The organism is Arcticibacterium sp. SM2516 (assembly GCF_057914865.1).
The window spans coordinates 3,842,628-3,866,259 of sequence record NZ_CP195290.1 but is presented as its reverse complement, the minus strand read 5'-3'; the positions used below and the strand labels follow the sequence as shown (position 1 = coordinate 3,866,259).

Genomic DNA, 23,632 nt, shown 5'->3' with positions numbered 1-23,632 from the left:
AGCCTTTAAGGGAATAAAGGCAGCATATACAAATTGGCGGCTTGTCGTAAATCGGGTCGCATAAGAGAGCGTTTAGGTCTAATTTTGCAAGACAATAACCTGTTGAAATGCAAAAACTAACGCTCTCTTTTCTTTTTCTATTTAGTCTGATAACCGTTAAGGCTCAGATTGTAAAAGTCGCTCCTGAAAGCCCCAGTGTCAATGACGAAATAGAAATTCTGTTTGATGCTTCCAAAGGCACGGCAGGTTTGCTGAATGCTACTTCTGTTTATATGCATTCTGGTGTCGTATTAACGGGGCCTGTTGGTACTTCTTGGGAGTATGTGATTGGGAATTGGGGCAAAGATGATGGCATTGGAAAAATGACCAAAGTGACAGGAGAGCAAAATCTCTGGTCTATTAAAATTCCGAAGGTCAGAGAGTACTATGGCGTACCAGTTAGCAGCACCGTCTTTAGATTATCCATGGTTTTTAGAAACGCAGATGGAAGTAAGGAAGGTAAAGGCACGGCTGGTAATTTTAGCGGAGGCACAGTTTCTTCCAATGGCGACATATTTATTGATTTGGATGTCAGTAATTATGTTCAAATCACGGCACCACTAAACACGACTGTTTATTTTACAGAGAAACAAGCTCAAACTTTTGCAGCTAAGGCTTCATCTGTTGCTAGTAAGCTTTCCTTATATTTAGACTTCGGAAAAGGCTTTGAATTGCTAAAATCTGTTGAGAATCAGCAAGAAATTAAGGCAGAATACATACCAAGCCAAACGGGTAAAGTTGAAATGTTAGCAGAAGCTATCTTTGAGTCTGACACCCAAAAAATAACTAAGAATTATCAATTTGTGATTCGTAGAACCATAAGTACAAAAGAACTTCCGGCTGGGATTAGAAAAGGGATAAATTACCTAGAAGATGCCTCAAAGGCCATTTTGGTGTTAGAAGCTCCAGGGAAGGAATTTGCCCATGTAGTCGGAGATTTTAATAATTGGGAAATAAAGGATGAGTTCTTGATGAATCAAACGCCTGATGGTGAAATGTTTTGGTTGGAGCTCAGTGACCTTACTTCAGGCAAGGAATATGTTTTTCAGTATTGGTTAGGAGAGGACATAAAAGTGGGTGATCCCTATGCCGATAAGGTGGCAGACCCGTGGAACGACGAGTACATTGAACCAAGTGTTTATCCAAATTTACCCACCTATGATAGAAGAGATTTTGGCGTAGCTACTGTTTTACAAACAGGTCAAAAAGCTTTTGAATGGCGGGATTCTGAAAGTTCTTGGTCAAAGCCAGCAAAGGAAAATTTGATTATTTATGAGCTATTGGTTAGAGACTTTATTGGCTCCCATAATTATAAGGACCTTTCAGATACGCTGAGCTATTTGAAAAAACTGGGCGTAAACGCCATAGAACTAATGCCTATTATGGAATTTGAGGGTAATGAAAGTTGGGGTTATAATCCCAGTTACTTTTTTGCCCCAGATAAATATTATGGGTCTAAGAATGCTTTAAAGAATTTTATTCAAACGGCACATGAACAGGGTTTTGCGGTGATATTGGATATGGTGCTTAATCATGCTTACGGTCAAAACCCGATGGTGAAAATGTATTGGGATAAGACTAAAAACAAGCCGGCCATCAATAGCCCATGGTTTAACCAAAATGCTACACATCCTTTTAGTGTTGGATATGATTTTAACCATGAGAGTTCTTATACACAGTCTTTTGTAGATGACGTAAATACGTATTGGCTCAAAGAATTTCACTTTGATGGTTATCGTTTTGACCTTTCTAAGGGTTTTACACAAACGCAGAATTCAAATAATGTAGATAAGTGGGGGCAGAAGGATGACACTAGAATTGCTATTTTAAAAAGGATGGCGTCGAAGATTTGGGAGAAGGATAAGGATGCCTATGTGATTTTAGAGCACTTTGCAGCGGCTGCGGAGGAAGATGAATTGCAACAAGCAGGAATGCTAACATGGGGGAATCATACACACAGTTATGGTGATTTATTGACAGGAAATACGTCTTCTAACATTTCTGGTGCAGATGACCATGGGATGGTTTCCTATATGGAGAGTCATGATGAAGAAAGACTCATGTATAAGGCCGATAATAGTTTGGTCAAAACCACCACTTACGCAATTCATGATGAATTGGTAGCTTTAAATAGGATTAAGATGTTGGCCGCTTTTTTCTATCCTTTGCCAGGTCCTAAAATGATGTGGCAGTTTCAGGAATTGGGATATGATGTAGGTATAGACTTTAATGGTAGAGTGGGGGTCAAACCACAAGTTTGGGGAGAAAACGGGCTTGCCTATTATAAGCAAGAAGAGCGTCAGAAATTATTGGAAGCTCATGCCGCTATCATTGGTTTAGTTCAAAACCATAGGGCTACATTTTCTGATGGCAAGTTGACAAAAACATTAAGCGGTAGCATCAAGCAGCTCAGTTTTGAAGCCGATGAAATGGACGCTGTCATTATTGGGAATTTCGATATTGAAGAGCAATCCAAAGAAGTGACTTTCCCTGCTTCAGGAACTTGGTTTAGCTATTTCTCTACCGACTCTTTAGTGCTTTCTGGTAATAAGACCACGGTGAAGCTAAGCCCCGGTGAGTTTCATATATACACCTCTAAAAAAATGGAAGCGAGGAAGGATCTAGTCACTGTTTTTGACCCGATCGTTTTTACGGAGGCTGATATTTTTTCTGGCAGTATGGATGTGACACTTTATTTGAAAGCGAATCTTGCTCAAAGTTTAGGTGCAAAGGACTTTAAGGACTTGGCGGATATTTATTTGCTTGGTGGCGTAGTGACGGATGGCCCCAATGGCGTGAAGCTGAAATATAAAGTCGATAATATTTCATCTAAAAATCAGCTTTCTTTAGGCTCTGCGGAGCAAAATATCTGGCAAATAGCCATGAATCCTAGAAGCTTTTTCGGGGTACCAGAAAATGAAGAAATTTTCAGAATAGGGCTTTATTTTTCTAGTAAGGATACTTTAACAAAGGGCTTGGGCTATGGAAATGAAATCATTTGGTTGAATTTGAAATCGGAAGGTGATGTGGTGAAAGTAAACCCTGAAGCGTTTTATAAGGATACCCCTATTACGATAACTTTTGATGCAGCCCTGGCAGGAACAAATGGTACGGCTGGCTTAACGGGTGCCAGTGAGATTTATATGCATGCAGGTATTATTACCAATGCTGCTGCCAGTCAAGATTGGGGATATACCGTTGGCAACTGGGGGAAAGATGATGGCATAGGGAAAATGAAGAAGGTGGCAGGTTCAGATAGCAAATGGGAAATCACGATAACACCCAATAAGTATTTTGCAGCAGTGCCTACAAGTGCTACTTGGTATAGAATAGGCATGGTTTTTAGAAATGGAGCTGGAACGCTAGAAGGGAAGAGCAGAGAGAATGCAGATATCTTCATCAATTTCGCAGAAATGGAGAAGGAGTTAATTTTAGCGGCAGAGCCAATTATCCAGAAAATTCTCATTTATCCGAATCCAACCAATGGGGTACTGAAAATAGAATCTAAAGAGAGCATTTACGGGGTCTCATTATATACCTTATCCGGTAATTTGGTAAAGAAGTTTAGCAATACATCAGATTTAAGAATAGACGGTTTAGGAGCGGGAAGCTATCTTTTGGAGGTGTATTCAAAGAGCGGAAAAACGACGAAGAGGATATTTTTGCGTTAGTATTTTTCGTAAAAATATTCGAAAGAAAGATTTCTATAAAGCGGCTTAGTGGTTTCTTGATTGATATGTTCGTATCCAATATTTTTAACTAAAAAGCCATCCGAGTTAAAGCTATTGGTGAGCATTTTCTTGTCAGATAAGATTCTTTCACCGTTGATTGTTTTGTAGGTGACTATCAGTTTTTCTATCCCTTTTCTGTAATCAAAAGCCTTGATTTTTGGAAAGCCCTTGAATTTTGGAAGGGCAGATTGTGGCAAGCCGTTTTTCTCCAGCTTATAATCTTGCTCAAAAACCAATTGGCCATCTTGAAACTTTTCATATCTTTTTAGAAGGAGATTCTGATCTAAATAGGTCTTTTCGTTTTCTTGTGTAAAGATGTATCCATCACTGATTTTTACCAGTTGTTCCGGAACTTCGTCATCGTAGTTTACCACTGTTTTATTTCCGGAGCTTAGGGAAAAGAAAATGGTGGTTAGGAGTCTTCCAGCATTGTCGTATCTATATTCTCTGACATTATTTCCTTGGTTTTCTAAGGATAAAAGGCCGTTCCTATATTCATATGTAGTCGTTGTGGTGGCCGTGAGTCTTATACTTAGAGCGTCTTGTATTTTCTTGATAAGGTAGCCTTCTTTGTCGTAGCTATAAGAAATAGTTGTTTTTACAGGTATTATCTGATTTGAGCTCAAAAGATAGGTCGTATCATTTTGTTTTTCCGCTACTAAATGGTTGGCATCGTTGTATATGTAGGTGCCCGTGTAGACTTCTATTTTATCTGCCTCAGAATGCACATACCTATAGCTTTTAAGTCTTGTGGATTCCCTTTGAGGTACCTCTGATTTCTCACAGGCCCAAAGTGCACAAAGCAATAGAAAAAATGGTAGCGGTCGGCTCATAAAGATGTTGATTATCTCTAAGTTACGTCTTTATGAGCAACAGCTATCTAAAACAATAAAAAATACTAGATCGTCTTCTTACTTCTTTCTAAAAAGAACGGTAATCGTTACACCTTCAAAACCGAAATGCTCTCTAATCTGATTCTTTAAGAATCGTTCGTAAGCCTCACGGATATACTGAGGTAAATTACAGAAGAAAACGAAGGTAGGCGAAGGCGTAGGTAACTGCATCACATATTTAATCTTGATGTATTTACCTTTCAATGCTGGAGGGGGTGTTCTTTCTATAATAGGAAGCATGACCTCATTGATCTTAGAAGTTGGAATTTTCATTCCTCTACCTTCATGAACTTCCATCGCTTTTTCAATCACTTGAAAAATACGCTGTTTGTTTAGTGCCGAGGCAAAAACCATAGGCATATAGTTCATAGGTGCTAACCTTTCCAGAATTTCTTTCTTCATCTGGTCAGCGGTTTTAGAGCTTTTCTCCACCAAATCCCATTTGTTCATCATCAGCACTATGCCTTTCTTGGCATTATGTGCATGAGAAATAATGTGCATATCCTGAGCTTCTAAACCTCTTTCTGCATCCAAAAGAATAATACAAACCTGAGCACTCTCCATGGCCTTCAAGCTTCGAAGGACAGAGTAGAATTCAATACTTTCTTGCACCTTTGCTTTTTTACGAATTCCAGCCGTATCTGTTAAGATAAAGTGGTTTCCATAAAGTTTGTAATGCGTGTCTATGGCGTCTCTGGTAGTTCCAGCAATATCAGTAACTATACTCCTGTCTTTTCCCAAAAGAGCATTCAAGAAAGAAGATTTTCCTGCATTTGGTCGACCTAGAATGGCTATTCTCGGAATGCCTTCATCTGGATTCTCTACGCCGTCATCTTCAAAATGCTTGACCACTTCGTCCAATAACTCACCGGTTCCCGATCCATCTGTAGAAGAGATTGGAAAAACCTCTCCCATACCCAGAGAATAAAATTCAGGGGCTACCAATGATTGTCTTTCAAAAGTTTCCGCTTTGTTGGCGACCACAATGATTGGCTTTTTAGAACGACGTAGCACATTGGCAAAGTCATTGTCTAAGTCTATCAAACCAGTCATGGTATCTACTACAAAAAGCACCACAGTGGCTTCGTCTAATGCTAAGGCTACTTGATCTCTAATGGCTCCTTCGAAAGTATCTTCAGAGCCTACCACGTACCCACCTGTATCTATTACTGTAAAATATTTTTCTGTCCATACAGACTCACCATAATGGCGGTCTCTTGTAACCCCCGATTCGTTATCGGTGATGGCCATACGTTGCTCTATTAACCTGTTGAATAAGGTTGATTTGCCTACATTTGGGCGTCCAACTATTGCTACGATATTTGCCATAATAATTCCTTTACTTTTCTAAAATTAACCCCTTTTTCTCAAAAGGGCTGCAAAGATACTGAAAGAAAGAGTATTATGCTTGGCAATGTCCTTTTTTCGGTATATGGAGCGAATAAAGGTGCAGTGCTATCATCTAATAGTGCAATAAAACCCTTTGTGTTTTCTTAAAACATACTGGAAATCTCTTGGTAAGAGATTAGAAACAAGGCTACTAGGGCCAATACAAAGCCTATTTTGTTGATTTGTTTCAGTTTTTCCTTAAAAAAGAGGGCTGCCACCACGGCAGATAAAACAATGACCCCAATGTTGTAAATAGGGTAAACAAAAGCACCACTATTGCCAAAAGAGGTAAGTGCGAGTATGATCAAGTAAAATGACAGGAAGTTAGGAATGCCCAGAGAAACGGCAGCTAAAGCGTTTTTCCATTGCCACTTTTCTTTGTGTTTTATTAAGCTAAATATCAATAGAATAACGCCTGCTATGGCGGCTCCCAAAACCATAACCAAAGTGACAGGAATCGTTAATTCAGGATTTGGGATAAATGCTAAATTCAGGTAATTGATGGCCGAATTGGTGATTCCATACATCAGAAACACTCCTAATGGCAAATACCAGCTAGATAAAGAAGAACTTAATCCACTTTCAGATTTTTGATAAGTGGCTAAGCCCACCGCCACAATGGCCAAGAAAAGTCCAAAATAATTAAAAATGTCAAAAGCCTTTCCGTAGGTTTCTAAAAGTAGTAAACTGACGAGTACGGGTATAACTAGAGAAACATTATTTGCTAAAGAAGTAATGGTAATTCCTGCTTTCTGCGTAGATAAGCCAGATAAAACAAAAGTAATGATAAAACCGACCCCTAGTGCTAAGCAATACCATGTCCAGTTTTGAGACAAGTCTAGGGTGAAAGATTGACCTTCTGGCATGAGCAACATTCCTGTTGCAAAACAAACGATGTAGTTTAAACAAATGGCATGCAGGGTATTGACTTCAAACCTTGGGAATAGTCTGAAATTAACCAATAACAAAACCGAGAATAGAATGCTTAGAAGAAGGTAAATCATTTTTTAATACTATTGTGTTTCTTTCAGGTTGTAATTGAAATTTTATGACTCCTAAAGACCTACAAGGATATAATTTGGTCATGCCATCTCTTAATACCCAAATCGCTTTATTTTGTCTTTTTTTAGACGCCAGTCTGGTTCCACTTTGATGTACTGCTGAAGGAATACTTTCTTTTCGAAGAATGCCTCCATCTCTTCTCTCCCCTCTGTACCTACTTTCTTAATTCTCTCCCCTTTATGTCCAAGTAAAATTGCTCTCTGTGAAGCTCGCTCCACATAAATCTCGGCATAGATTCTTATGATATCATCGTCTTCCTTAAATTCCGTTATGACCACCTCGCAACTATAAGGAATCTCTTTTTTGTAGTTGGTGAAAATTTTCTCACGCAGTATTTCGGCTGCAAAAAACCTTTCAGGTTTGTCTGTAAGGGCATCTTTTGGGAAATATGGCGGATGAATAGGCAGTAGTTTTACAACCGTTTCAAAAAGTCCTTCCACGCCAATGTTTTCAAGAGCAGAAATACTCAGAATTTCTCTTGGGTTTAGAATGGATTTCCAATGCTCTATTTTCTCTTCTACCTGCTCTTGGGTAGCCAAGTCAATCTTATTGATGATTAAAAGCAGTGGAGCGTCAGATTTTCCTAGTTTTTGGATAACATCTTCTTCGTCGTATTTCTCAAAAATATCTGTGACAAAAAGTACTACGTCTGCGTCTTCTAGCGAGCCATGCACAAATTCCATCATGGTGTTGTGCAGTTCGTACATCGGTTTAATGATACCAGGGGTATCAGAATAAACCAGCTGAAACTCATCGCCATCCATTTCGCCATTAACAATACCCATTATTCTATGACGGGTAGTTTGAGCCTTGGAAGTTATGATAGATAGCTTCTCGCCCACCAATTGGTTCATCAAAGTAGATTTCCCCACGTTTGGTTTACCAATAATACTTATAAAACCAGCTTTGTGTTTTTTTGTCATAGGGCAAAGATAAGGGGTTAAATGCATTATTGGCTTAATAGGAGCCAAGGTAATGCTTGTCAATTTTCTATATATAGTTTTAGATATATCCCAAATCTCCTCTAATCTATAGTTCCATTGTATAAGTTTGCTTAGAATTGTTGTCTTTTACTTAATCCTGTTCGCAGAGTAAGTTGGCTTAGGTGTTTCGGTTCTACGTATTTTAAACTATGGATTACTCGAATTAAAAACAGCACCTGGTTCCGTATCAAAGCCGCCTAAGATTTCAACAAATCCGCAAGTGATATGGTCTGCTGACCTAACGGTGACCGTGTGTTCATTTTGAATGAGAACCTTTTCGGTTAAGTTTGGAACACGACCAAGGTTCCAGGTTGTTGGATTCATCCAGTCGCCAGACTGAATACTTTTTATCGTATCATTTAATACCCTAGTAGGCTCAAAACTGCCATAGGTTATTGGGTCGGCTACACTTGGGCTCAGTCCAAACCAATCTTGTAAAATGTCTTGGTAAACGCGACGGAAATCTATCTGCATTTTCAGGTTGTATTGGCCAGACTCTACAGAAAGATCTGAAAGGTTTGGGTTGGTGCCTATTATCCTTTTCTTTATGGCATTTCCAAAAATAAACATGGGAGCAGCTACACCATGATCGGTGCCCTTGCTTGCATTAGAGTTTACTCTTCTTCCAAACTCCGAATAAGTCATGCCTATTACTTTGTCTGCTATATTTTGTTGTTCAATGTCAGATTGAAAAGCGGCAATAGCATCTGATAATTCACCTAATAGTTTATTGTGAACGCCGGTTGTTGGGTCGTTTTCTACCTGACCACTATGTGTGTCGTAACCACCCTGAGTTACCATGTATACTTTGGTTTTTAAACCTCCGTGAATTAGTCTCGAAACTATTTTTAGTTGGTCTGCCACAGAATTATTGCTGGGATACGTGGCCATATTGGTACCTGCAAGTGCCGCATTCTTTATTTCTGAAGCGTAGGCGATGGAGAGCGTTTGCTGTTTTCTAATAAATGTGACCAAATCTCCTGCTTCGCAACAGGGCAAATCTGCAGGAGGTAAAATACCGCCTTCGCCAATTAACGTTGCGAATTCCTCAGGGTTGCTTACCGCCACAGCCATGGATTGACTTGGCCCAGCCAATAATGTGGAAGTTAAGTATCCTATCTGTAAGGCTATTGGATCTTCCATGGCGGCAGTGGGATAACCATTTGGGTAATTAGGGTATTTCCCATCCAGATATCGACCAATCCAACCCGTGTTTCCTGTGACGTTTGAAGGTGTTCCGGTAATCATTATTTCATCAGACCGATAATGCGAAAAGTTCGGATTAGGATAGGATACCGAGTTTATGATGGACAGTTTACCATTATTGTACAATTGTTGCATGCCGGTCATTGCTGGATGGAAACCCGTAGCAAAGGTGTCATTGAGCGGCAGTACATTGTTTTGTGGAATAGCAATATTACTTCTGAAGCCTTGATACAGGCCGTATTGATCTAATGGAATAACGGTGTTTAACCCGTCGTTTCCTCCATTCATGTTGATAATTACCAAAACCCGGTCTTCCGTTAAAGCATTGTTTTGGAGTAGGTTTTGGACAAATTGAGAATGGTTAGCAAAAGCATGAAAACCTTGACCTTCTAGCATTAAAGGAATTGAAAATAAGCTAGCCTTTTTTATAAAATTTCTTCTTTTCATCAAGTTAGTTGGAATTCAGCCATGCGTAGTAAATATTTCATTAAGTCAGTGATACGAGCGTTCACTGCTGCCAGTTTTGTGGTATTTGCTCCCGGTGGATATTCAAAGGTCCAGTCATTTCGAGGCAAACTCTTCATCATAATGATGTCGGTTAAGAAGTCCTTTTGGCTGGTGTTTAGAGGAATGGCAAATAAATTATCTGTGAATTTTTCAACTACCAGAAGCGGGCTTCCGGAAGTGTTATTCATGGCTTCATGTGTAAGTGCTAATAAGTCTATGCCGAGAAAGTAATTTGAATTGATTTCAAATGTTCCATTGGCTATGTCATCCGTAAATGAACTTCGCTGTGCCAATGATGTGGAGTTAATCCAGTTCCTACCTAAGCCTGTTTGATAGTAAGGTTCATAACCAAAGACGGTTGGCTGTTGGAGAATGGCCATTTGCATATCATTGGTTTTCTCATAAATGTAATTCACATAGTTGTAGAAACTCGTGGAATCGCTAGAGCTGACAAAGGGAGCGGGAAGTTCAAAGAAACGCAATGCTCCAATTATTAAATCTACGGGCGACTTGACAAGAGAGCCAATATTGGAAACATCATAAAAGTGCTGTGATTTTAGCAGTTTTTTAATCACAGGATTGATTTCAAAGTTGCTATTTACAAATAGCGTTGCCAATGGTATAATTACATTGGTTTCAATATCGAGAGTTACGTCTGTGTGAACAAACCATCGGTAAAGTTTACGACATATAAATTTTGGTGATTCTGGATGACTGACCAGCATATCTATCAAGCTATCCAGTTCTATTTGAGCATTGGAATTGCCCGTGATTGATGTGTTTCCGTAGTGTGAAGAAAAAGTTTTGTTCGTAATGTCGTGATTACTTGAGTTGAATAGGTATGAATGGCCATAGTTGGTGAAATTGTCTTTCCAGCCCGTTAAAACCTTTGCCGCTTCTTTAATGTCGTCCTCCACATAATTAGGCTGGTTATTATAGTCTGTTGCCCCTACTACAAATAATTCCTGTAACTCGCGTGCATAGTTTTCGTTGGGTGCTCCTACTATATTTTCGTTGCCATTCAGATACCGTAGCATGGCGGGCGATTTGGTGATACTGTCCACGAATGTTTTGAAGTTACCCAAGGCGTTCTCTCGTATTATTTTCAAATAGTAATAAGTGCCACGGTATTCGTCGACCGTTTCTGTATTGGTAACAAAGTGATTTTGCCAGAACAGGCTCATTTTCTCCAAAATAGAAGGAGCTACAGAGGTGTCAACCATTTTAGCTATCCACCAATATTTGACATATTTCCAGTAGCGAAAATTGTTGCTCAAATCAACCCAGATCTCTACAAATGGTAAGCCGCTTGTGTCAGGAATAGGTTCTGGGCTATATCTGACCGGCCAGATGCTTGCAGGATTCCTAGGCGTGGCATAATTGGTAGGGTCGTTTTCGCATACCGGAGGAGCCTCGCTATAATGATTGTAAGTACAGGCATTGCCTGGAGGGCGGGAAGGTCCAATATTACAGTTGCTAATTAGTAGGTCTACTGCTGCATTGGCCGTCATTCCTGTGAATTGGGTAATCTCGGCTTGTGTGGGGCCCATCGTTGCCCTTCTTAATAAATGAGCAGCTTGCTGGCTACTTAATGTACCAGTGAATAAGTCTAAGTAAGGCATTATTGATTGTATGGATTTAAAAAAATTGCTAAGACGTCGGAAATGTAGGTGAATAGAAAGAAAGGAAAAAATTAAATTATTTTACGGTCAACCCTGCTTTGGGTAAGATATGAGCTACTAGAATACTCCAAACGACAAATATTTAAATTTATACTTTGGCTTATTTATAGTTTTCAGAAAGCTTTGGGCTATATAGATCTTAAGGGGTATAGGAATTTAACCCAGTGTGAAGTGTAAGTACTTTTTGATAAAAATGAAGTTGTGAAGGTGCTTTTGTGGGTTAAGGCTTTTGTGTTCAGTTGGTTATATGCAAGTTGTCTGATTCTGTGAGCCTAAGAATTGGACATAAAAAAAGAGGTCAGAAGACCTCTTTTTCGTTTCGAGTAGCGGGAGTAGGACTCGAACCTACGACCTTTGGGTTATGAGCCCAACGAGCTGCCAACTGCTCCATCCCGCGATATTGGATTGCAAAAGTACAACTTAATTATTAAGATACAAGGGTTGGGGTGTAAAATATTAAAGATTTATTTTCTTTTGGTTTAAATACCCTTCCCATTCCTATATTGCTATACAAACCTATATTGAAAATAGACTTGATTAACATCGTAGAACGAGCTCAGGCTCATTTAGACAGAATAGCTGTCCGCAGTGAAGAGAAAGATTACGCTTATCAGGATCTTTTAAACTCTTCTGAACAAATTTCTTTGGCTTTGCTGAAAGGCAGAGAAGACTTAAATGAAGCTAGAATTGCATTTATTATAAATCCAGGATTTGAATATGTGGCCATACAATGGGGTATTTGGCGAGCCGGCGGAATAGCTGTTCCGCTTTGCATTAAGCATCCTTACGAGTCTTTGAAATATGTGATTGAAGATACGCAAGCGGAAACCATTATTTATTCAGATGAATATGAGCTTTTAGTTTCCAAGTTTGATAAGGACCTATTGTTGAATTTAAATGATATTTCATCAAGCATTGGTATTTTGCCTACAGTAGATGAAAGCCGAAGTGCCATGATCCTTTATACCAGCGGAACTACAGGTTCTCCTAAAGGTGTGGTGAGCACACATGCCAATATTGAAGCCCAGGTTACCTCTTTAGTGGAGGCTTGGGAGTGGAAAAAGGAGGACAGGATTTTGAATGTGCTGCCTTTGCATCATGTGCATGGTATTATAAATGCCACTTGCTGTCCACTGTGGAGCGGAGCTTGTGTGGCGTTTTTATCAAAGTTTAGCCCGGAAGGAATTTTTGATGTTTTCTGTGAAGGAAAGGTGAACCTTTTTATGGCGGTGCCTACCATCTATTATAAGTTGATTACATATTATAATGACATGGAGGAGACTAGGCAAAAGCAAGTTTCTGAAGCCTTACAGAAATTTAGATTTATGGTTTCTGGTTCTGCGGCTTTACCAATTTCTGTTTTGGAACAATGGAGGGTCATTAGTGGTCAAACACTTTTAGAAAGGTACGGCATGACAGAAATGGGGATGGCCATCTCTAATCCATATAAAGGGGAGCGGAAGCCAGGTTATATCGGTCAAGCTCTGCCAAATGTTACGGTTAGGCTTGCCGATGAAAAGGATGAGGAGATTTTAGACGGAACACAAGGAGAAATTCAGATAAAAGGAGCCAACGTCTTCAAGGAATACTGGCAAAAACCAGAAGCTACCACGGAGGCTTTTACGACAGATGGCTGGTTTAAAACCGGCGATATTGCTGTTTTTGAAGACGGTGCTTACAGGATTCTTGGAAGAAATTCGGTGGATATCATTAAGTCGGGAGGTTATAAGATTTCTGCTTTGGAGATTGAGGAGGTTTTAAGAAAGTACCCTGGAATAAAGGATTGTGGCGTAGTGGGCATCCCTGACGATGAGTGGGGAGAGATTATCGCTGCTAGCCTAATTGCTAACGAATATCAAATTGACTTAAAAGCACTTCATACTTGGTTAAAAGAAAAACTACCGAACTATAAAATGCCACGTAAGTATATTTTTCAAGACGACTTGCCTAGAAATGTAATGGGCAAGGTGACCAAAAATGAATTGAAGAAGCTGTTTTAAACCTAATTATCATATGAAGATTTACGGTGTTGCTTTATTGGCATTTTGTTATTTGATGGGCAAGTTAGTGGGCTCTTTTTTAGGTGAAATGATAGGCGTAAATGGTGATGTAGGCGGTGTGGGTTTTGCCATGTTGCTGCTCATTCTGCTTAATGCTTATATGAAAAAGAAAGGTTGGCTGGAAGCAGAAACAGAGAATGGGATTTTGTTTTGGAGCTCTATGTACATTCCCGTCGTGGTGGCTATGGCGTCTATTTTAAATGTAAAAGCAGCCCTTTCGGGTGGCTGGGTTGCGGTGATGGTAGGCGTATTGGTCACCTTGGCTTCGTTTTTTTTAGTCCCTGTCATCTCTAAAATAGGGAAACCGAAAGCCTAATCATGGATTTAATAAAAACCCTAATTGACAAGAATGGATTAGTCTTCGCCTTTTTACTGGTCGGCATCATCATGCTGTTTTCGTTCTGGTTTTCTGGAAAGTTTTTGAGAAAAAAGATACCAGGAGTAGCTATAGCCGTTCTGATAGGCCTTTGGTTGGCCACCTTTGGCGGTGAAAATGGGATTTCTGATGTGCCTTATTTTGCAGGAATGGCTCTTCTTGGTGGTTCTATGCTTAGAGACTTTAGTGTAGTGGCCACAGCCATGGGAGCAGATCTGAACAAAATTAAACACGCTGGCTTGGCAGGGGTGGTGGCACTTTTTGTTGGCGTTATATTTTCATTCTTTCTTGGTGTTATCATAGCGATGGCAATGGGCTACAGCGATGTGATAAGTTTAACCACTATAGGTGCTGGGGCCTGTACTTATATTGTAGGGCCAGTTACCGGTTCGGCTTTAGGGGCAAGCTCTGATGTTATAGCCATAAGTATTGCTATTGGCGTCATAAAAACCGTGGTGACCACCATTTTAACGCCTTTGATTGCGAAAAGAATTGGTTTAGATAATCCACATGCTGCCATCGTTTTTGGAGGTTTATTAGGAACATCAAGTGGTGTTACCGCGGGTTTGGCAGCTACAGATCCTAAACTTGTGCCATACGGAGCTTTAACGGCTACTTTTTACACTGGTTTGGGTTGTTTGCTGTGTCCTTCTTTATTTTATATTATCCTCAACGCACTTGTTTAAGGCTTTTAAATGCATTTTTCCATTGACAATCTTATATTTGTCGCAGTTTGAATTATTACTCTAATCTATATAAATAATTTTATGAATTTCTCAACCTTAGATTATGTCATCTTTGGAGCTTATGCTGTCTTAATCCTTGGGGTTGGACTCTGGGTTTCAAGAAAAGGTGAAAAAACATCTGAAGACTACTTCCTCGCCAGTAAATCACTCCCTTGGTGGGCTATTGGAGCTTCTTTGATAGCAGCCAATATTTCTGCCGAGCAATTTATTGGAATGTCGGGTTCTGGTTTTGCAGGTGGTCTAGCTATTGCTTCTTATGAGTGGATGGCTGCCATTACTTTGCTTATTGTAGGTAAGTATTTCTTGCCTATTTTTATTGAAAAGGGGCTTTATACAATTCCTGAGTTTGTTGAAAAGAGATTTAGCACGCAGCTAAAAACCATTTTAGCCATCTTCTGGATTGGTCTTTACGTTTTCGTTAATCTTAGTTCTGTGCTTTATTTGGGTGCCTTGGCACTGGAGACCATTATGGGTGTACCTATGATGTACGGAGTTGCTGGTTTGGCTCTTTTTGCTACCGCCTATTCTTTATATGGTGGTCTTTCTGCTGTGGCTTGGACAGACGTGGTTCAGGTGGTATTCTTGGTACTTGGTGGTTTATGTACAACATATTTGGCTTTGGATACGCTTTCAGATGGTGCTGGAATAATTGTTGGTTTCAAGCAGGTTTTTGCTGCCGTACCAGAGAATTTTCATATGATTTTAGACCAATCGAATCCGGAGTATCAGAACTTGCCAGGTATTTGGGTATTGGTAGGTGGGCTTTGGGTAGCCAATCTATACTATTGGGGTTTTAATCAATATATCATTCAAAGAACATTGGCAGCAAAGTCGCTTAAAGAGGCTCAAAAAGGTATTGTTTTAGCGGCAGGCTTGAAGTTGTTGATTCCTTTTATTGTGGTCATTCCGGGTATTGCGGCTTACGTTATGGTCAATGACCCAGAGGTGATGGCAAGATTAGGAGCCTTAGGCCAAACGAATTTGCCAAGTTTAAGTCAGGCAGATAAAGCTTACCCATGGTTATTACAATTATTGCCTTCAGGTCTTAAAGGGATAGCTTTTGCAGCTTTAACAGCGGCCATTGTTTCATCATTGGCATCTATGCTTAACTCTACATCTACCATTTTTACAATGGATATTTATAAAGAGTATATCAACAAAAATGCTTCTGAGGGGAAATTGGTTAACGTGGGTAGAATGTCTGCATTTGCCGCTTTAGTTATTGCCTGTATTATGGCTCCACTTTTAGGTGGAATAGACCAAGCATTCCAATTTATTCAGAAATACACAGGAATGGTGAGTCCAGGTATTTTAGCGGTATTTATGTTAGGTCTTTTTTATAAGAAAACGACAAACAAAGGTGCAATTTGGGGAGCTTTATTGTCCATTGTGATTACGGCTTCTTTCAATATCTTTACAGATTTACCATTTATGCATCAAATGGGATTATCTGCCGTATTGGCTGCTTTAGTTATCGTGATTATTAGCCATCTTGATGGCAATGGTGAAGAAGATCCAAAAGGTATAGAATTGACAAAGAAAACTTTTGAAACCAGTGCTACTTTCAATATTTCTGCTTTTGCAATTGGAATAGTGGTGATAGCACTTTATGCCTTGTTCTGGTAGGACTATCTAATTGACGGAAGGATAATTAAATCCGTGTCAGCCGATAGGCTGGCGTGTCAAATCCAAAAAAACCGTGTTCCATCATTAAGATAGAACACGGTTTTTGTTTTTAGATAAGTAGGATTAGATTTCTTTATGAATTAAAACCATTTTCTAAATTGCCGAAGAACTCTTAAGTTTGAATTCTTATAGTAAATTTAAAATGAAACACACCTTTAAATACCTTCTATTGTTTAGTTCAAGCATTTTGATATCAAGTTGTTTAAGTCAAAAGAAGCGGAATTTGAAGAATTATGGTTCCCTTGGTTAGCGTGCTCCCAATACTGTTCTTGTTAATGATACTTTGTTTTGTGACCAAACGGAAATGTCAAATATTGATTGGCTGTTTTATGAGTGGGGAGTTAAGAAGGTTTATGGAGATTCATTAATTCAGCACAAGTTGCTTAAACTTGACAACGATGGAATAGATGGAGCTGAGAAGGGTTATCTAAGAAATCCAATGGTCAGACTTTTTCCTTTAGTTTCAGTTAGTTTAGAACAAGCTAAAGAATTTGCAAAATGGAGGACTAGAGCACTTTTTACGTCCTATACCGAAGCAAGAGGTTTAATACCAAAGGGAACTCTTACTGGAGGAAGGTTAGTAGAAATAAACGAGTTCTTTAATTCACATCCAGAATTGAAGGATAAGCTATACTATTTTGAGTACCGAATACCCACAGAGGAGGAGTGGAGGCTTTCCTTCAAATATGCCATTGAAATAGATTCAAAATATAGGAAAAAGCACAGACAACTTCGTGGCAGAAAGTCAAAGTTGGACGCTTAGGAAATAGAGAACGGATTGTCTAATGTATTAATTGGCAATCAGGTATCTAAGCGAAAAAATCCAATTCTTAAAATGAAGGATAATGTTTCCGAAATTATCCTAGAAGAAGGCTATTCTATGGGAGGTAATTATTATGTGAAAAACGATCAAGGCATTAAGAGTAAGTTTGAAAGCCCTAACGCATGGACGGGTTTCAGATGTGTAGGTTCTTGGAAGAAATGGTGTGAATGAGGACCTTTCAAACTCAATTTACCCTGTATGTGAAGGCGAATAACTGAAAAGTATTCTGGAGTTGTCTAAAATGACCTACTTCTTTTTGTACTGTAACATCCAGTCATAAATGTTCATATCGAATTTGCTATAATTAACGCCAGTCACTGCGAATTGGTTTTCATAGGGTCTTGTCCAGGCGTTATGCCCTGTGTTTAAGAATAGCGTTACTTTTGCTGGAATTATTGGGTTTTGAGCATTTATAGCTTCTACCATGGTTACAGAACCATAATTATTAAATGGGTGCACCAGGCCATCAGTGTCTCCATGAAATGCCCAAATGGGCACGGTTTTAAGGTTTTTAACAAGGTGAATATCCCCGCTAGCACTAATGGGTACTATGGCCGCAGCATAATGATTATCAATTTCACCTACATAATACCAGCTGCCACCACCACCTTGACTTAATCCTGTAACGTAAATTCGTTTCTTGTTGATACGGTATTTTTTAAGCAGATATTTAATGAAATCATGGACTTCATTTGGAGCCCAATATTCAGTTACTAGTTGTGGCGAAGCCACAATGAATGGATAGGAAGGATTCCACCTACCAGCTTCTATTAATTTGGGTGGTCCCCAAGTTTTTACCCTATTTAAGATGCTGGAATCAATCCTACTGTCTCCTCTTTCTCCATAACCGTGCATAAATAATATGAGAGGATAATTAGAGGTATCACTATCATAGCCACTTGGTGTGTAGAGATAATGGCCAAATACAGCGTCTGTCTTACCTAAGGGATATGCCGCATGTTGACCTCCCAGATCTTTAGGTAAATAGAATAAATCTGTAGTGTCAATATTGGCCTTAGGTAATTCAGTACTTATTTCACCTTCAAAAACTTTTTTCGGAATTGCTTCTTGTTTTTCAGTACAAGAAAAAACAATCGCAATTAAAGTTATAAAGAAAGCTGTAAGGGAGCTCGTTGAAATGGATTTTCTAAAATTCATTAAATACAAATTTCGTTTTTTTAGTGTGGTTCTTCAACCCGCTTTATGCATTAGAAAATCTCCCGATAGCTATCGGAACCATAACTAAATTACTTCAAATCAGTTCGTAAACCCATTTAAACGCAATCACCATAGCCCTTCGGCATAAGCTCAGGGTAAACGCTATGCTAATCTCATTTAAATGTCTGATTTATTACACTTTAGCTACTCATTACAATTCTCCAATGCATAAACCGGGTTCAAGCGAATTTAAAATGGCAAATCTGAAAAGAAAAAATCCGTGTTCCATAAATTAATAGCACAAGCATGAGACAGGGATTTTTGCTTAATCCCTAGAAATCTCTTTTTTCAATATTTTACCCGTAGCACTCATAGGAAGTGCATCCATAAATCTGATTTGTCTTGGATATTTATAGGCAGCAATTCGCTCTTTAGTCCAAGCTATTAAAGCCTCTTCGCTGATAGATTGACCAGGTTTTAAAACCACACAAGCTCTTATTTCTTCACCTCTTCTTTCATTTGGTATTCCTATTACGGCTACCATAGAAACCATATCATGCTGCATAATTACTTCCTCCACCTCTCTTGGATAAACATTTAGTCCACCTCTGATAATCATTTCTTTGGTTCGGTCTACAATGAAAAAGAATCCGTCTTCATCTTTTACGGCCACATCTCCAGAGTAAAGCCAGCCATCTTTTAGCGTTTTGGCGTTGGCTTCTGGTTTTTTATAGTAGCCTTTCATGACATTATGACCCCTGTAAATCAGTTCTCCCTTTTCGCCAATTGGCACTTCATTATCTTCGGTATCCACAATTTTGACATCAATTCCCCAAACGGGTTTCCCTACGGAGCCTGGTTTTCTTCCTAATTCTAGTTGATTAAATGTGACCACCGGAGATCCTTCCGACATGCCGTAACCTTCTAAAATATCCACTTTAAATCTGGCTTCAAATTCTTCTAGCACATTAACAGGCAGTGCAGCTCCTCCTGAAGCACAAATCTTCAAATTCGCCGCTATCTGGGGATAGTCAAATTTATTTTCTGTGTAATTTAATAGACCCCAATACATACTCGGGACACCAGCAAAAACGCTCACCTTGTGTTTTTGTAAAAGTGAGAAAACTGCTTCTGCGTCAAATTTTGGTAACAAAATAGATTTAGCTCCTCTGTAAGCGGCAGCGTTCATTAAAACCGTCATGGCGAAAATATGAAACAAAGGCAATACGATGAGCACGGTGTCGTCAGCGTTCATGGTGACCAAATCTGCCGAAAGGATAGCATTTTGAAGCAAATTACTATGTGTCAATTCTGCTCCTTTAGGTTTGCCAGTTGTTCCTGAGGTATAAATAATTACGGCGGTATCTTCTGCACCAGTTTGAATGGTGTCAAACAATGGCGATTGACCGTTCATTAAACTGCCTAAAGTTTGTGTTCCTTCTATAGAAGATGGCATTTCTGGCTTTGGCATGATCATGAAAAAGCTTTCGCAAGAGTTGGCTTGCTGAAAACCATCATAACCCATTTTTCCCATCGGAAGATCCTCTGTTCCTATAAAGCAAAAGTAAGCTTTGGCGTCGCTATCAGATAAATGATAAGCTATTTCGTCTTTCTTTAATAAAACACTCAATGGTACTACTACTGCACCTGCTTTCAAAATGCCAAAATAAATGATAGGGAAAAAAGGTAGGTTTAAGCAGCTCAGGGCTACTTTGTCTCCAGGCTTAATTCCTTTTGCCAGAAGCCCGTTGGCCACTTGATTTGCCGCTCCATTTATTTGAGCAAAATTGAGTTCTGTATCACCAAAAACATAGGCGATCTTGGATGGAAACTTTCGGGCACTTTCTTGAATACAGGTTGATAGATTGAGCATAGTCTTAAAAGTATTTTACAGTGAGTTCTATTAGTTTTCTTTTGAGGTTGGAGTATGGCGGCATTAGAAATTCTAATGCACCGGGTATTATCTGGCGGTAAACGCCTCTGGCATTTGAAAACGCTTCAAAACCAAAAAAGCCATGAGATTTACCTATCCCGCTATTATTGGAGCCACCAAAGGGCAAGTTGTTATTGAAGAAGTGTACCGCACTATTGTTAATACATGTGCCTCCTGCTCTAGTATTATTTTGAATGTGATTAATGTTTTTATTACTACCACTGTAGATATAAAGAGCTAGCGGTATTTCCCCAGCATTTATTTCACCTATGACATCATCAATATTCTTAAAGGTCAATATGGGTAAAACGGGCCCAAATATTTCATTCTGCATTAATGCCGAATCTCTGGGAACATCTATCACTAGGGTAGGGGCTAAATAGCTTTCACTTTCGTTGCTTTGTCCACCAGTTATCACATTTCCACCCTTGCTCACAGCGTCTTGAATATATCCTACGAGTCTACCAGTGTGTTTCTGATTAACTACACGAGCGTAAGAATCGGATGTCTTAGGGTTATCACCAAAGAAATGTTTGATATTCTTGTTCATTTCTTCAATAAACGCATCCTTTTTATCTTCATGAACCATGACATAATCAGGTGCGATGCAAACTTGACCTGTATTAAAGAACTTGGCCCATGTCACTCTTTTTGCCGCAGATTTAATATTAGCGGTTTCGTCAACAATTGTTGGTGATTTTCCACCTAGTTCTAAGGTGACGGAAGTTAAATGTTTGGCGGCTGCCGCCATGACTATTTTTCCTACCTGTGGCGAGCCAGTAAAGAAAATATGATTAAAAGGTAGGTCTAATAAATGGGTGGAAGTTTCTACAGCTCCTTCTACAATGGCGACTTCGTTTTCTTCAAAAACATGTTCCACTATTTTCCGCATCACGGCAGATGAATTAGGGGTCATTTCAGACGGTTTTATGATTACCGTATTTCCAGCCGCCACCGCCGAAATTAAAGGACCAAATGTTAAGTTGATAGGGAAGTTCCAAGGAGAAATGATCAAACAAACGCCTTTGGGTTCGTATTTAATATAAGATTTAGAGCCCATCATAGCCATTGGTGTATCCACAGGCTTGTCTCTCATCCATTGGCCTAAATGATGCAAGGCATGTTTTATTTCCGCGGTTACCACAAAAATCTCACTTAAATCTACATCGGCAGCAGGCTTTTTGAAGTCTGCCATCATAGCGTCTTGAATGTCTTTTCTGAACGTAACTTCAACAGCTTTTTTAAGGGCTTTAAGCTTAGCCTTTCTTTCTTTAACCGTTGTATTACCTATGACATATTGATTGGCTTTTTGAGACTCAAATATTCTATTAATTTGCTCTACACTAGTAGAATCTGCTACCATATTATTCATAATCTTGTGTTTTATTGATGAAGGTTCTAAAACTTATATACCAGAGCGTTGCAATGCATGCCAGCACCTACTGATGCCATTACTACGGTCATTCCTTTCTTTATTTCATAAGCTCCAAGTTGATTTTTCAAAATCAGGGCTAACATAGTGGGCACTGTGGCTACTGATGTATTTCCTGTAAACTGAATGGTAGTAGGTATTTTACCTTCAAACGAAGTGCCTTCCATGCCATACATTTCTGCCAAATTGTTTGCAAAAGCATGCAGCATTTTACCGTTGGCCTGATGAAATAGAAACATATCTACGTCTGCCACGGTTAGTTTGGCTTTATCTAGGGCTTTTTTAATAACCTTTGGTACCCATACGGTGGCATATCTGTAAACATCTTTGCCATTCATTTTGAAAAGGGTAGGGAGGTTTAGCTCAGGATTGTTTGACTTGTCTAAATAAATACACCCTAAATCTTCTTGAGCATGCGAAAAGGTGACGTAAGAAAGTATTCCATTATCTTTTTCATCGGATTTTGAAATAATGGCCGCTCCACAGCCATCTGCCAAAATCATGGAGTCTAAATCATGTGGGTCTAAGAGCCTGGATGCCACCTCTATACCTAAAACCAAAACATTTGTGGCGTCGCCGGCTTCAATGGCCTGTTTAGCTTGAATGATTCCCTGGATCCAGCCTGGGCAGCCAAAAAGTATGTCATAAGCAAAGCACTCGTGATTGCTTATTGCTAATTTATTTTTCAAAATCGCGGCCATATTTGGTACCGTATGAAAACCTGCAGTGCCTTCAAGCATATTTCCAGCATTATGGGCTACTATGATACCATCAATCTCATTTTTATCGAGCCCAGAATCTTTTATGGTTTTCTCAGCAGCGGCTACCATCAATGGAGCAGAGTCACCTTTTTCTGAGATGTATCTTCTTTCTTTTATACCGGTGATGGCTTCCAGCTTTTCTATTATTTCGTGCTGAGGTTTGTTGTTAGGCACACCTTCAGGGCTCATAAATTTATGGTTCAAGAAGAAATCATTTGTGATGACTCTTTCTGGAAGTTCGGTACCGGTTCCTTTTATTATAATGCTCACTTTTATCTATTTTTTTTCAAATTTCGTGTTTTCTGGTATTCTATATTCCCCAAAAGGGATTTTTAAAAGCGTCCCAATATTTTCGTTTTCCGAAGGAGACATATAAGTGTCTATGCCATAAATCAATTCGCTTTTATCTAAACTGCTGTAAGTGCCAAATACTCTGTCCCAAATAGAGAAAATGTTGCCATAATTGGAATCGGTATATGGTTGTGTGTAATGATGATGCACATGATGCATGTTTGGTGTAACAATAATAAAACTTAGCGGCTCATGAAGCCATTTTGGCAATGCAATGTTGGCATGGTTAAACTGAGAAAGCACCACAGAGATAGACTGATACATGAATACCATCCACATAGGAGCTCCTGTAATAACTACGGCAATGGTGGTGAAAACAAACCTAAAAATGCTTTCGCCAGGGTGATGCCTATTGGCAGAAGTGGTGTCTACATTAAGATCAGAATGGTGAATTAAATGGAACATCCACATCCATTTTACTTTATGCTCTAGCCAGTGAATGAAATAGGCACCTATTAAATCCAATAACATAAGTCCTAAAAGTGCGTAGAGCCAAATAGGCATTTCTGGAAGCCAGTTTATGATGCCAAAATGATTGCTTATTGCCCAGTCTGAAGATTTTACCAAAATAAATGCCAATGGGAAATTGACAAGAATGGTGGTGATGGTAAAAAAGATATTTAAGCCAGCATGCTTTCCTTTTTTGTATTGAAAGATAAGGAATGGGTTGACCGACTCCAAAATCCAGAAAAACGCAATGCCACCTACAAGAATGACGGTTCTATGTAAGGTAGGTATGGTCTCGAAGTAGTTAATAATATTTTCCAAAGCGATTTTTTAGATGGGTAATTGATGAAGAAAGTGCAAGTAAATA

General features: G+C 39.2%; 18 protein-coding genes and 1 tRNA gene. 7 read left to right on the top strand and 12 right to left on the bottom strand.

Translation table 11 applies throughout. The features are described from left to right. Window positions 1-107: 107 nt before the first annotated feature. Window positions 108-3,710: a DUF8578 domain-containing protein gene (locus ACSBFT_RS16090; protein WP_489601441.1), complete on the top strand. Its 3,603-nt coding sequence runs from the start codon at window positions 108-110 to the stop codon at window positions 3,708-3,710. Here the strand turns inward: ACSBFT_RS16090 and ACSBFT_RS16085 are convergent. The 7 genes from ACSBFT_RS16085 to ACSBFT_RS16055 form a co-directional block, all read right to left on the bottom strand. Beyond that, the gene (locus ACSBFT_RS16085) at window positions 3,707-4,603 is read right to left on the bottom strand and encodes a hypothetical protein (protein ID WP_489601440.1); all 897 of its coding nucleotides are present in this window, start codon (window positions 4,601-4,603) and stop codon (window positions 3,707-3,709) included. The two genes, ACSBFT_RS16090 and ACSBFT_RS16085, sit on opposite strands and share 4 nt — an antisense overlap. A gap of 78 nt (window positions 4,604-4,681) precedes the next feature. Next, a complete protein-coding gene (gene der, locus ACSBFT_RS16080; RefSeq protein WP_489601438.1) occupies window positions 4,682-5,992 on the bottom strand; it encodes a ribosome biogenesis GTPase Der in 1,311 nt (436 codons plus the stop codon). A 164-nt stretch (window positions 5,993-6,156) separates the two neighbouring features. After that, window positions 6,157-7,056 carry an EamA/RhaT family transporter gene (locus tag ACSBFT_RS16075; RefSeq protein WP_489601437.1) on the bottom strand — a complete coding sequence of 300 codons (900 nt, stop codon included), beginning with the start codon at window positions 7,054-7,056 and terminating at the stop codon, window positions 6,157-6,159. A 90-nt stretch (window positions 7,057-7,146) separates the two neighbouring features. Next, window positions 7,147-8,037: a GTPase Era gene (era, locus tag ACSBFT_RS16070; protein ID WP_463048289.1), complete on the bottom strand. Its 891-nt coding sequence runs from the start codon at window positions 8,035-8,037 to the stop codon at window positions 7,147-7,149. A gap of 207 nt (window positions 8,038-8,244) precedes the next feature. After that, the gene (locus ACSBFT_RS16065) at window positions 8,245-9,750 is read right to left on the bottom strand and encodes a DUF1501 domain-containing protein (protein WP_489601436.1); all 1,506 of its coding nucleotides are present in this window, start codon (window positions 9,748-9,750) and stop codon (window positions 8,245-8,247) included. After that, window positions 9,750-11,432 (bottom strand): DUF1800 domain-containing protein, encoded by a 1,683-nt coding sequence (locus tag ACSBFT_RS16060; protein ID WP_489601435.1) that lies wholly within the window; start codon window positions 11,430-11,432, stop codon window positions 9,750-9,752. The genes ACSBFT_RS16065 and ACSBFT_RS16060 overlap by 1 nt, the downstream gene beginning before the upstream one ends. A 384-nt stretch (window positions 11,433-11,816) precedes the next feature. After that, window positions 11,817-11,889, bottom strand: a tRNA-Met gene (locus ACSBFT_RS16055). 136 nt (window positions 11,890-12,025) lie between these two features. On the opposite strand from ACSBFT_RS16055, the gene ACSBFT_RS16050 reads away from it, so the two are divergent. From ACSBFT_RS16050 to ACSBFT_RS16025, 6 genes are all read left to right on the top strand, one after another. Next, window positions 12,026-13,492, top strand: a complete 1,467-nt coding sequence (locus ACSBFT_RS16050) for an acyl-CoA synthetase (protein WP_489601433.1) — start codon at window positions 12,026-12,028, stop codon at window positions 13,490-13,492. Window positions 13,493-13,505: 13 nt separating this feature from the next. Further along, window positions 13,506-13,868, top strand: coding sequence for a malonate transporter subunit MadL (gene madL / locus ACSBFT_RS16045; RefSeq protein WP_489601432.1), 363 nt, complete (start codon window positions 13,506-13,508; stop codon window positions 13,866-13,868). A 2-nt stretch (window positions 13,869-13,870) separates the two neighbouring features. Beyond that, window positions 13,871-14,614, top strand: coding sequence for a malonate transporter subunit MadM (gene madM / locus ACSBFT_RS16040; RefSeq protein ID WP_489601431.1), 744 nt, complete (start codon window positions 13,871-13,873; stop codon window positions 14,612-14,614). 81 nt (window positions 14,615-14,695) lie between these two features. Beyond that, entirely contained in the window at window positions 14,696-16,300 is a 1,605-nt protein-coding gene (locus ACSBFT_RS16035; protein ID WP_489601429.1) for a sodium/sugar symporter, read from the top strand. Between the two features lie 364 nt (window positions 16,301-16,664). After that, entirely contained in the window at window positions 16,665-17,123 is a 459-nt protein-coding gene (locus tag ACSBFT_RS16030) for a hypothetical protein (RefSeq protein WP_489601428.1), read from the top strand. Window positions 17,124-17,195: 72 nt separating this feature from the next. Next, window positions 17,196-17,354: a hypothetical protein gene (locus ACSBFT_RS16025; RefSeq protein ID WP_489601427.1), complete on the top strand. Its 159-nt coding sequence runs from the start codon at window positions 17,196-17,198 to the stop codon at window positions 17,352-17,354. Window positions 17,355-17,429: 75 nt separating this feature from the next. Here ACSBFT_RS16025 and ACSBFT_RS16020 read toward each other — a convergent pair whose 3' ends face one another. The 5 genes from ACSBFT_RS16020 to ACSBFT_RS16000 form a co-directional block, all read right to left on the bottom strand. Further along, a complete protein-coding gene (locus tag ACSBFT_RS16020; protein WP_489601425.1) occupies window positions 17,430-18,341 on the bottom strand; it encodes a carboxylesterase family protein in 912 nt (303 codons plus the stop codon). A 325-nt stretch (window positions 18,342-18,666) separates the two neighbouring features. Then, a complete protein-coding gene (locus tag ACSBFT_RS16015; protein ID WP_489601424.1) occupies window positions 18,667-20,214 on the bottom strand; it encodes a long-chain-fatty-acid--CoA ligase in 1,548 nt (515 codons plus the stop codon). Window positions 20,215-20,218: 4 nt separating this feature from the next. Further along, window positions 20,219-21,646 carry an aldehyde dehydrogenase family protein gene (locus ACSBFT_RS16010; RefSeq protein WP_489601423.1) on the bottom strand — a complete coding sequence of 476 codons (1,428 nt, stop codon included), beginning with the start codon at window positions 21,644-21,646 and terminating at the stop codon, window positions 20,219-20,221. A 26-nt stretch (window positions 21,647-21,672) separates the two neighbouring features. After that, window positions 21,673-22,737, bottom strand: a complete 1,065-nt coding sequence (locus ACSBFT_RS16005; protein WP_489601420.1) for a 3-oxoacyl-ACP synthase III family protein — start codon at window positions 22,735-22,737, stop codon at window positions 21,673-21,675. 6 nt (window positions 22,738-22,743) lie between these two features. Continuing rightward, on the bottom strand, window positions 22,744-23,586 hold the full coding sequence (locus ACSBFT_RS16000) for a sterol desaturase family protein (RefSeq protein WP_463044701.1): 843 nt from the start codon (window positions 23,584-23,586) through the stop codon (window positions 22,744-22,746). Window positions 23,587-23,632 lie beyond the last annotated feature (46 nt).

Coding starts and splice junctions, on each gene's coding strand:
- ACSBFT_RS16030 (WP_489601428.1), top strand. CDS start 16,665: ATGTCAAATATTGATTGGCTGTTTTATGAGTGGGGAGTTAAGAAGGTT.
- ACSBFT_RS16035 (WP_489601429.1), top strand. CDS start 14,696: ATGAATTTCTCAACCTTAGATTATGTCATCTTTGGAGCTTATGCTGTC.
- ACSBFT_RS16020 (WP_489601425.1), bottom strand. CDS start 18,341: ATGAATTTTAGAAAATCCATTTCAACGAGCTCCCTTACAGCTTTCTTT.
- ACSBFT_RS16015 (WP_489601424.1), bottom strand. CDS start 20,214: ATGCTCAATCTATCAACCTGTATTCAAGAAAGTGCCCGAAAGTTTCCA.
- ACSBFT_RS16075 (WP_489601437.1), bottom strand. CDS start 7,056: ATGATTTACCTTCTTCTAAGCATTCTATTCTCGGTTTTGTTATTGGTT.
- madL (WP_489601432.1), top strand. CDS start 13,506: ATGAAGATTTACGGTGTTGCTTTATTGGCATTTTGTTATTTGATGGGC.
- der (WP_489601438.1), bottom strand. CDS start 5,992: ATGGCAAATATCGTAGCAATAGTTGGACGCCCAAATGTAGGCAAATCA.
- ACSBFT_RS16025 (WP_489601427.1), top strand. CDS start 17,196: ATGAAGGATAATGTTTCCGAAATTATCCTAGAAGAAGGCTATTCTATG.
- ACSBFT_RS16085 (WP_489601440.1), bottom strand. CDS start 4,603: ATGAGCCGACCGCTACCATTTTTTCTATTGCTTTGTGCACTTTGGGCC.
- ACSBFT_RS16065 (WP_489601436.1), bottom strand. CDS start 9,750: ATGAAAAGAAGAAATTTTATAAAAAAGGCTAGCTTATTTTCAATTCCT.
- madM (WP_489601431.1), top strand. CDS start 13,871: ATGGATTTAATAAAAACCCTAATTGACAAGAATGGATTAGTCTTCGCC.
- era (WP_463048289.1), bottom strand. CDS start 8,037: ATGACAAAAAAACACAAAGCTGGTTTTATAAGTATTATTGGTAAACCA.
- ACSBFT_RS16060 (WP_489601435.1), bottom strand. CDS start 11,432: ATGCCTTACTTAGACTTATTCACTGGTACATTAAGTAGCCAGCAAGCT.
- ACSBFT_RS16090 (WP_489601441.1), top strand. CDS start 108: ATGCAAAAACTAACGCTCTCTTTTCTTTTTCTATTTAGTCTGATAACC.
- ACSBFT_RS16010 (WP_489601423.1), bottom strand. CDS start 21,646: ATGAATAATATGGTAGCAGATTCTACTAGTGTAGAGCAAATTAATAGA.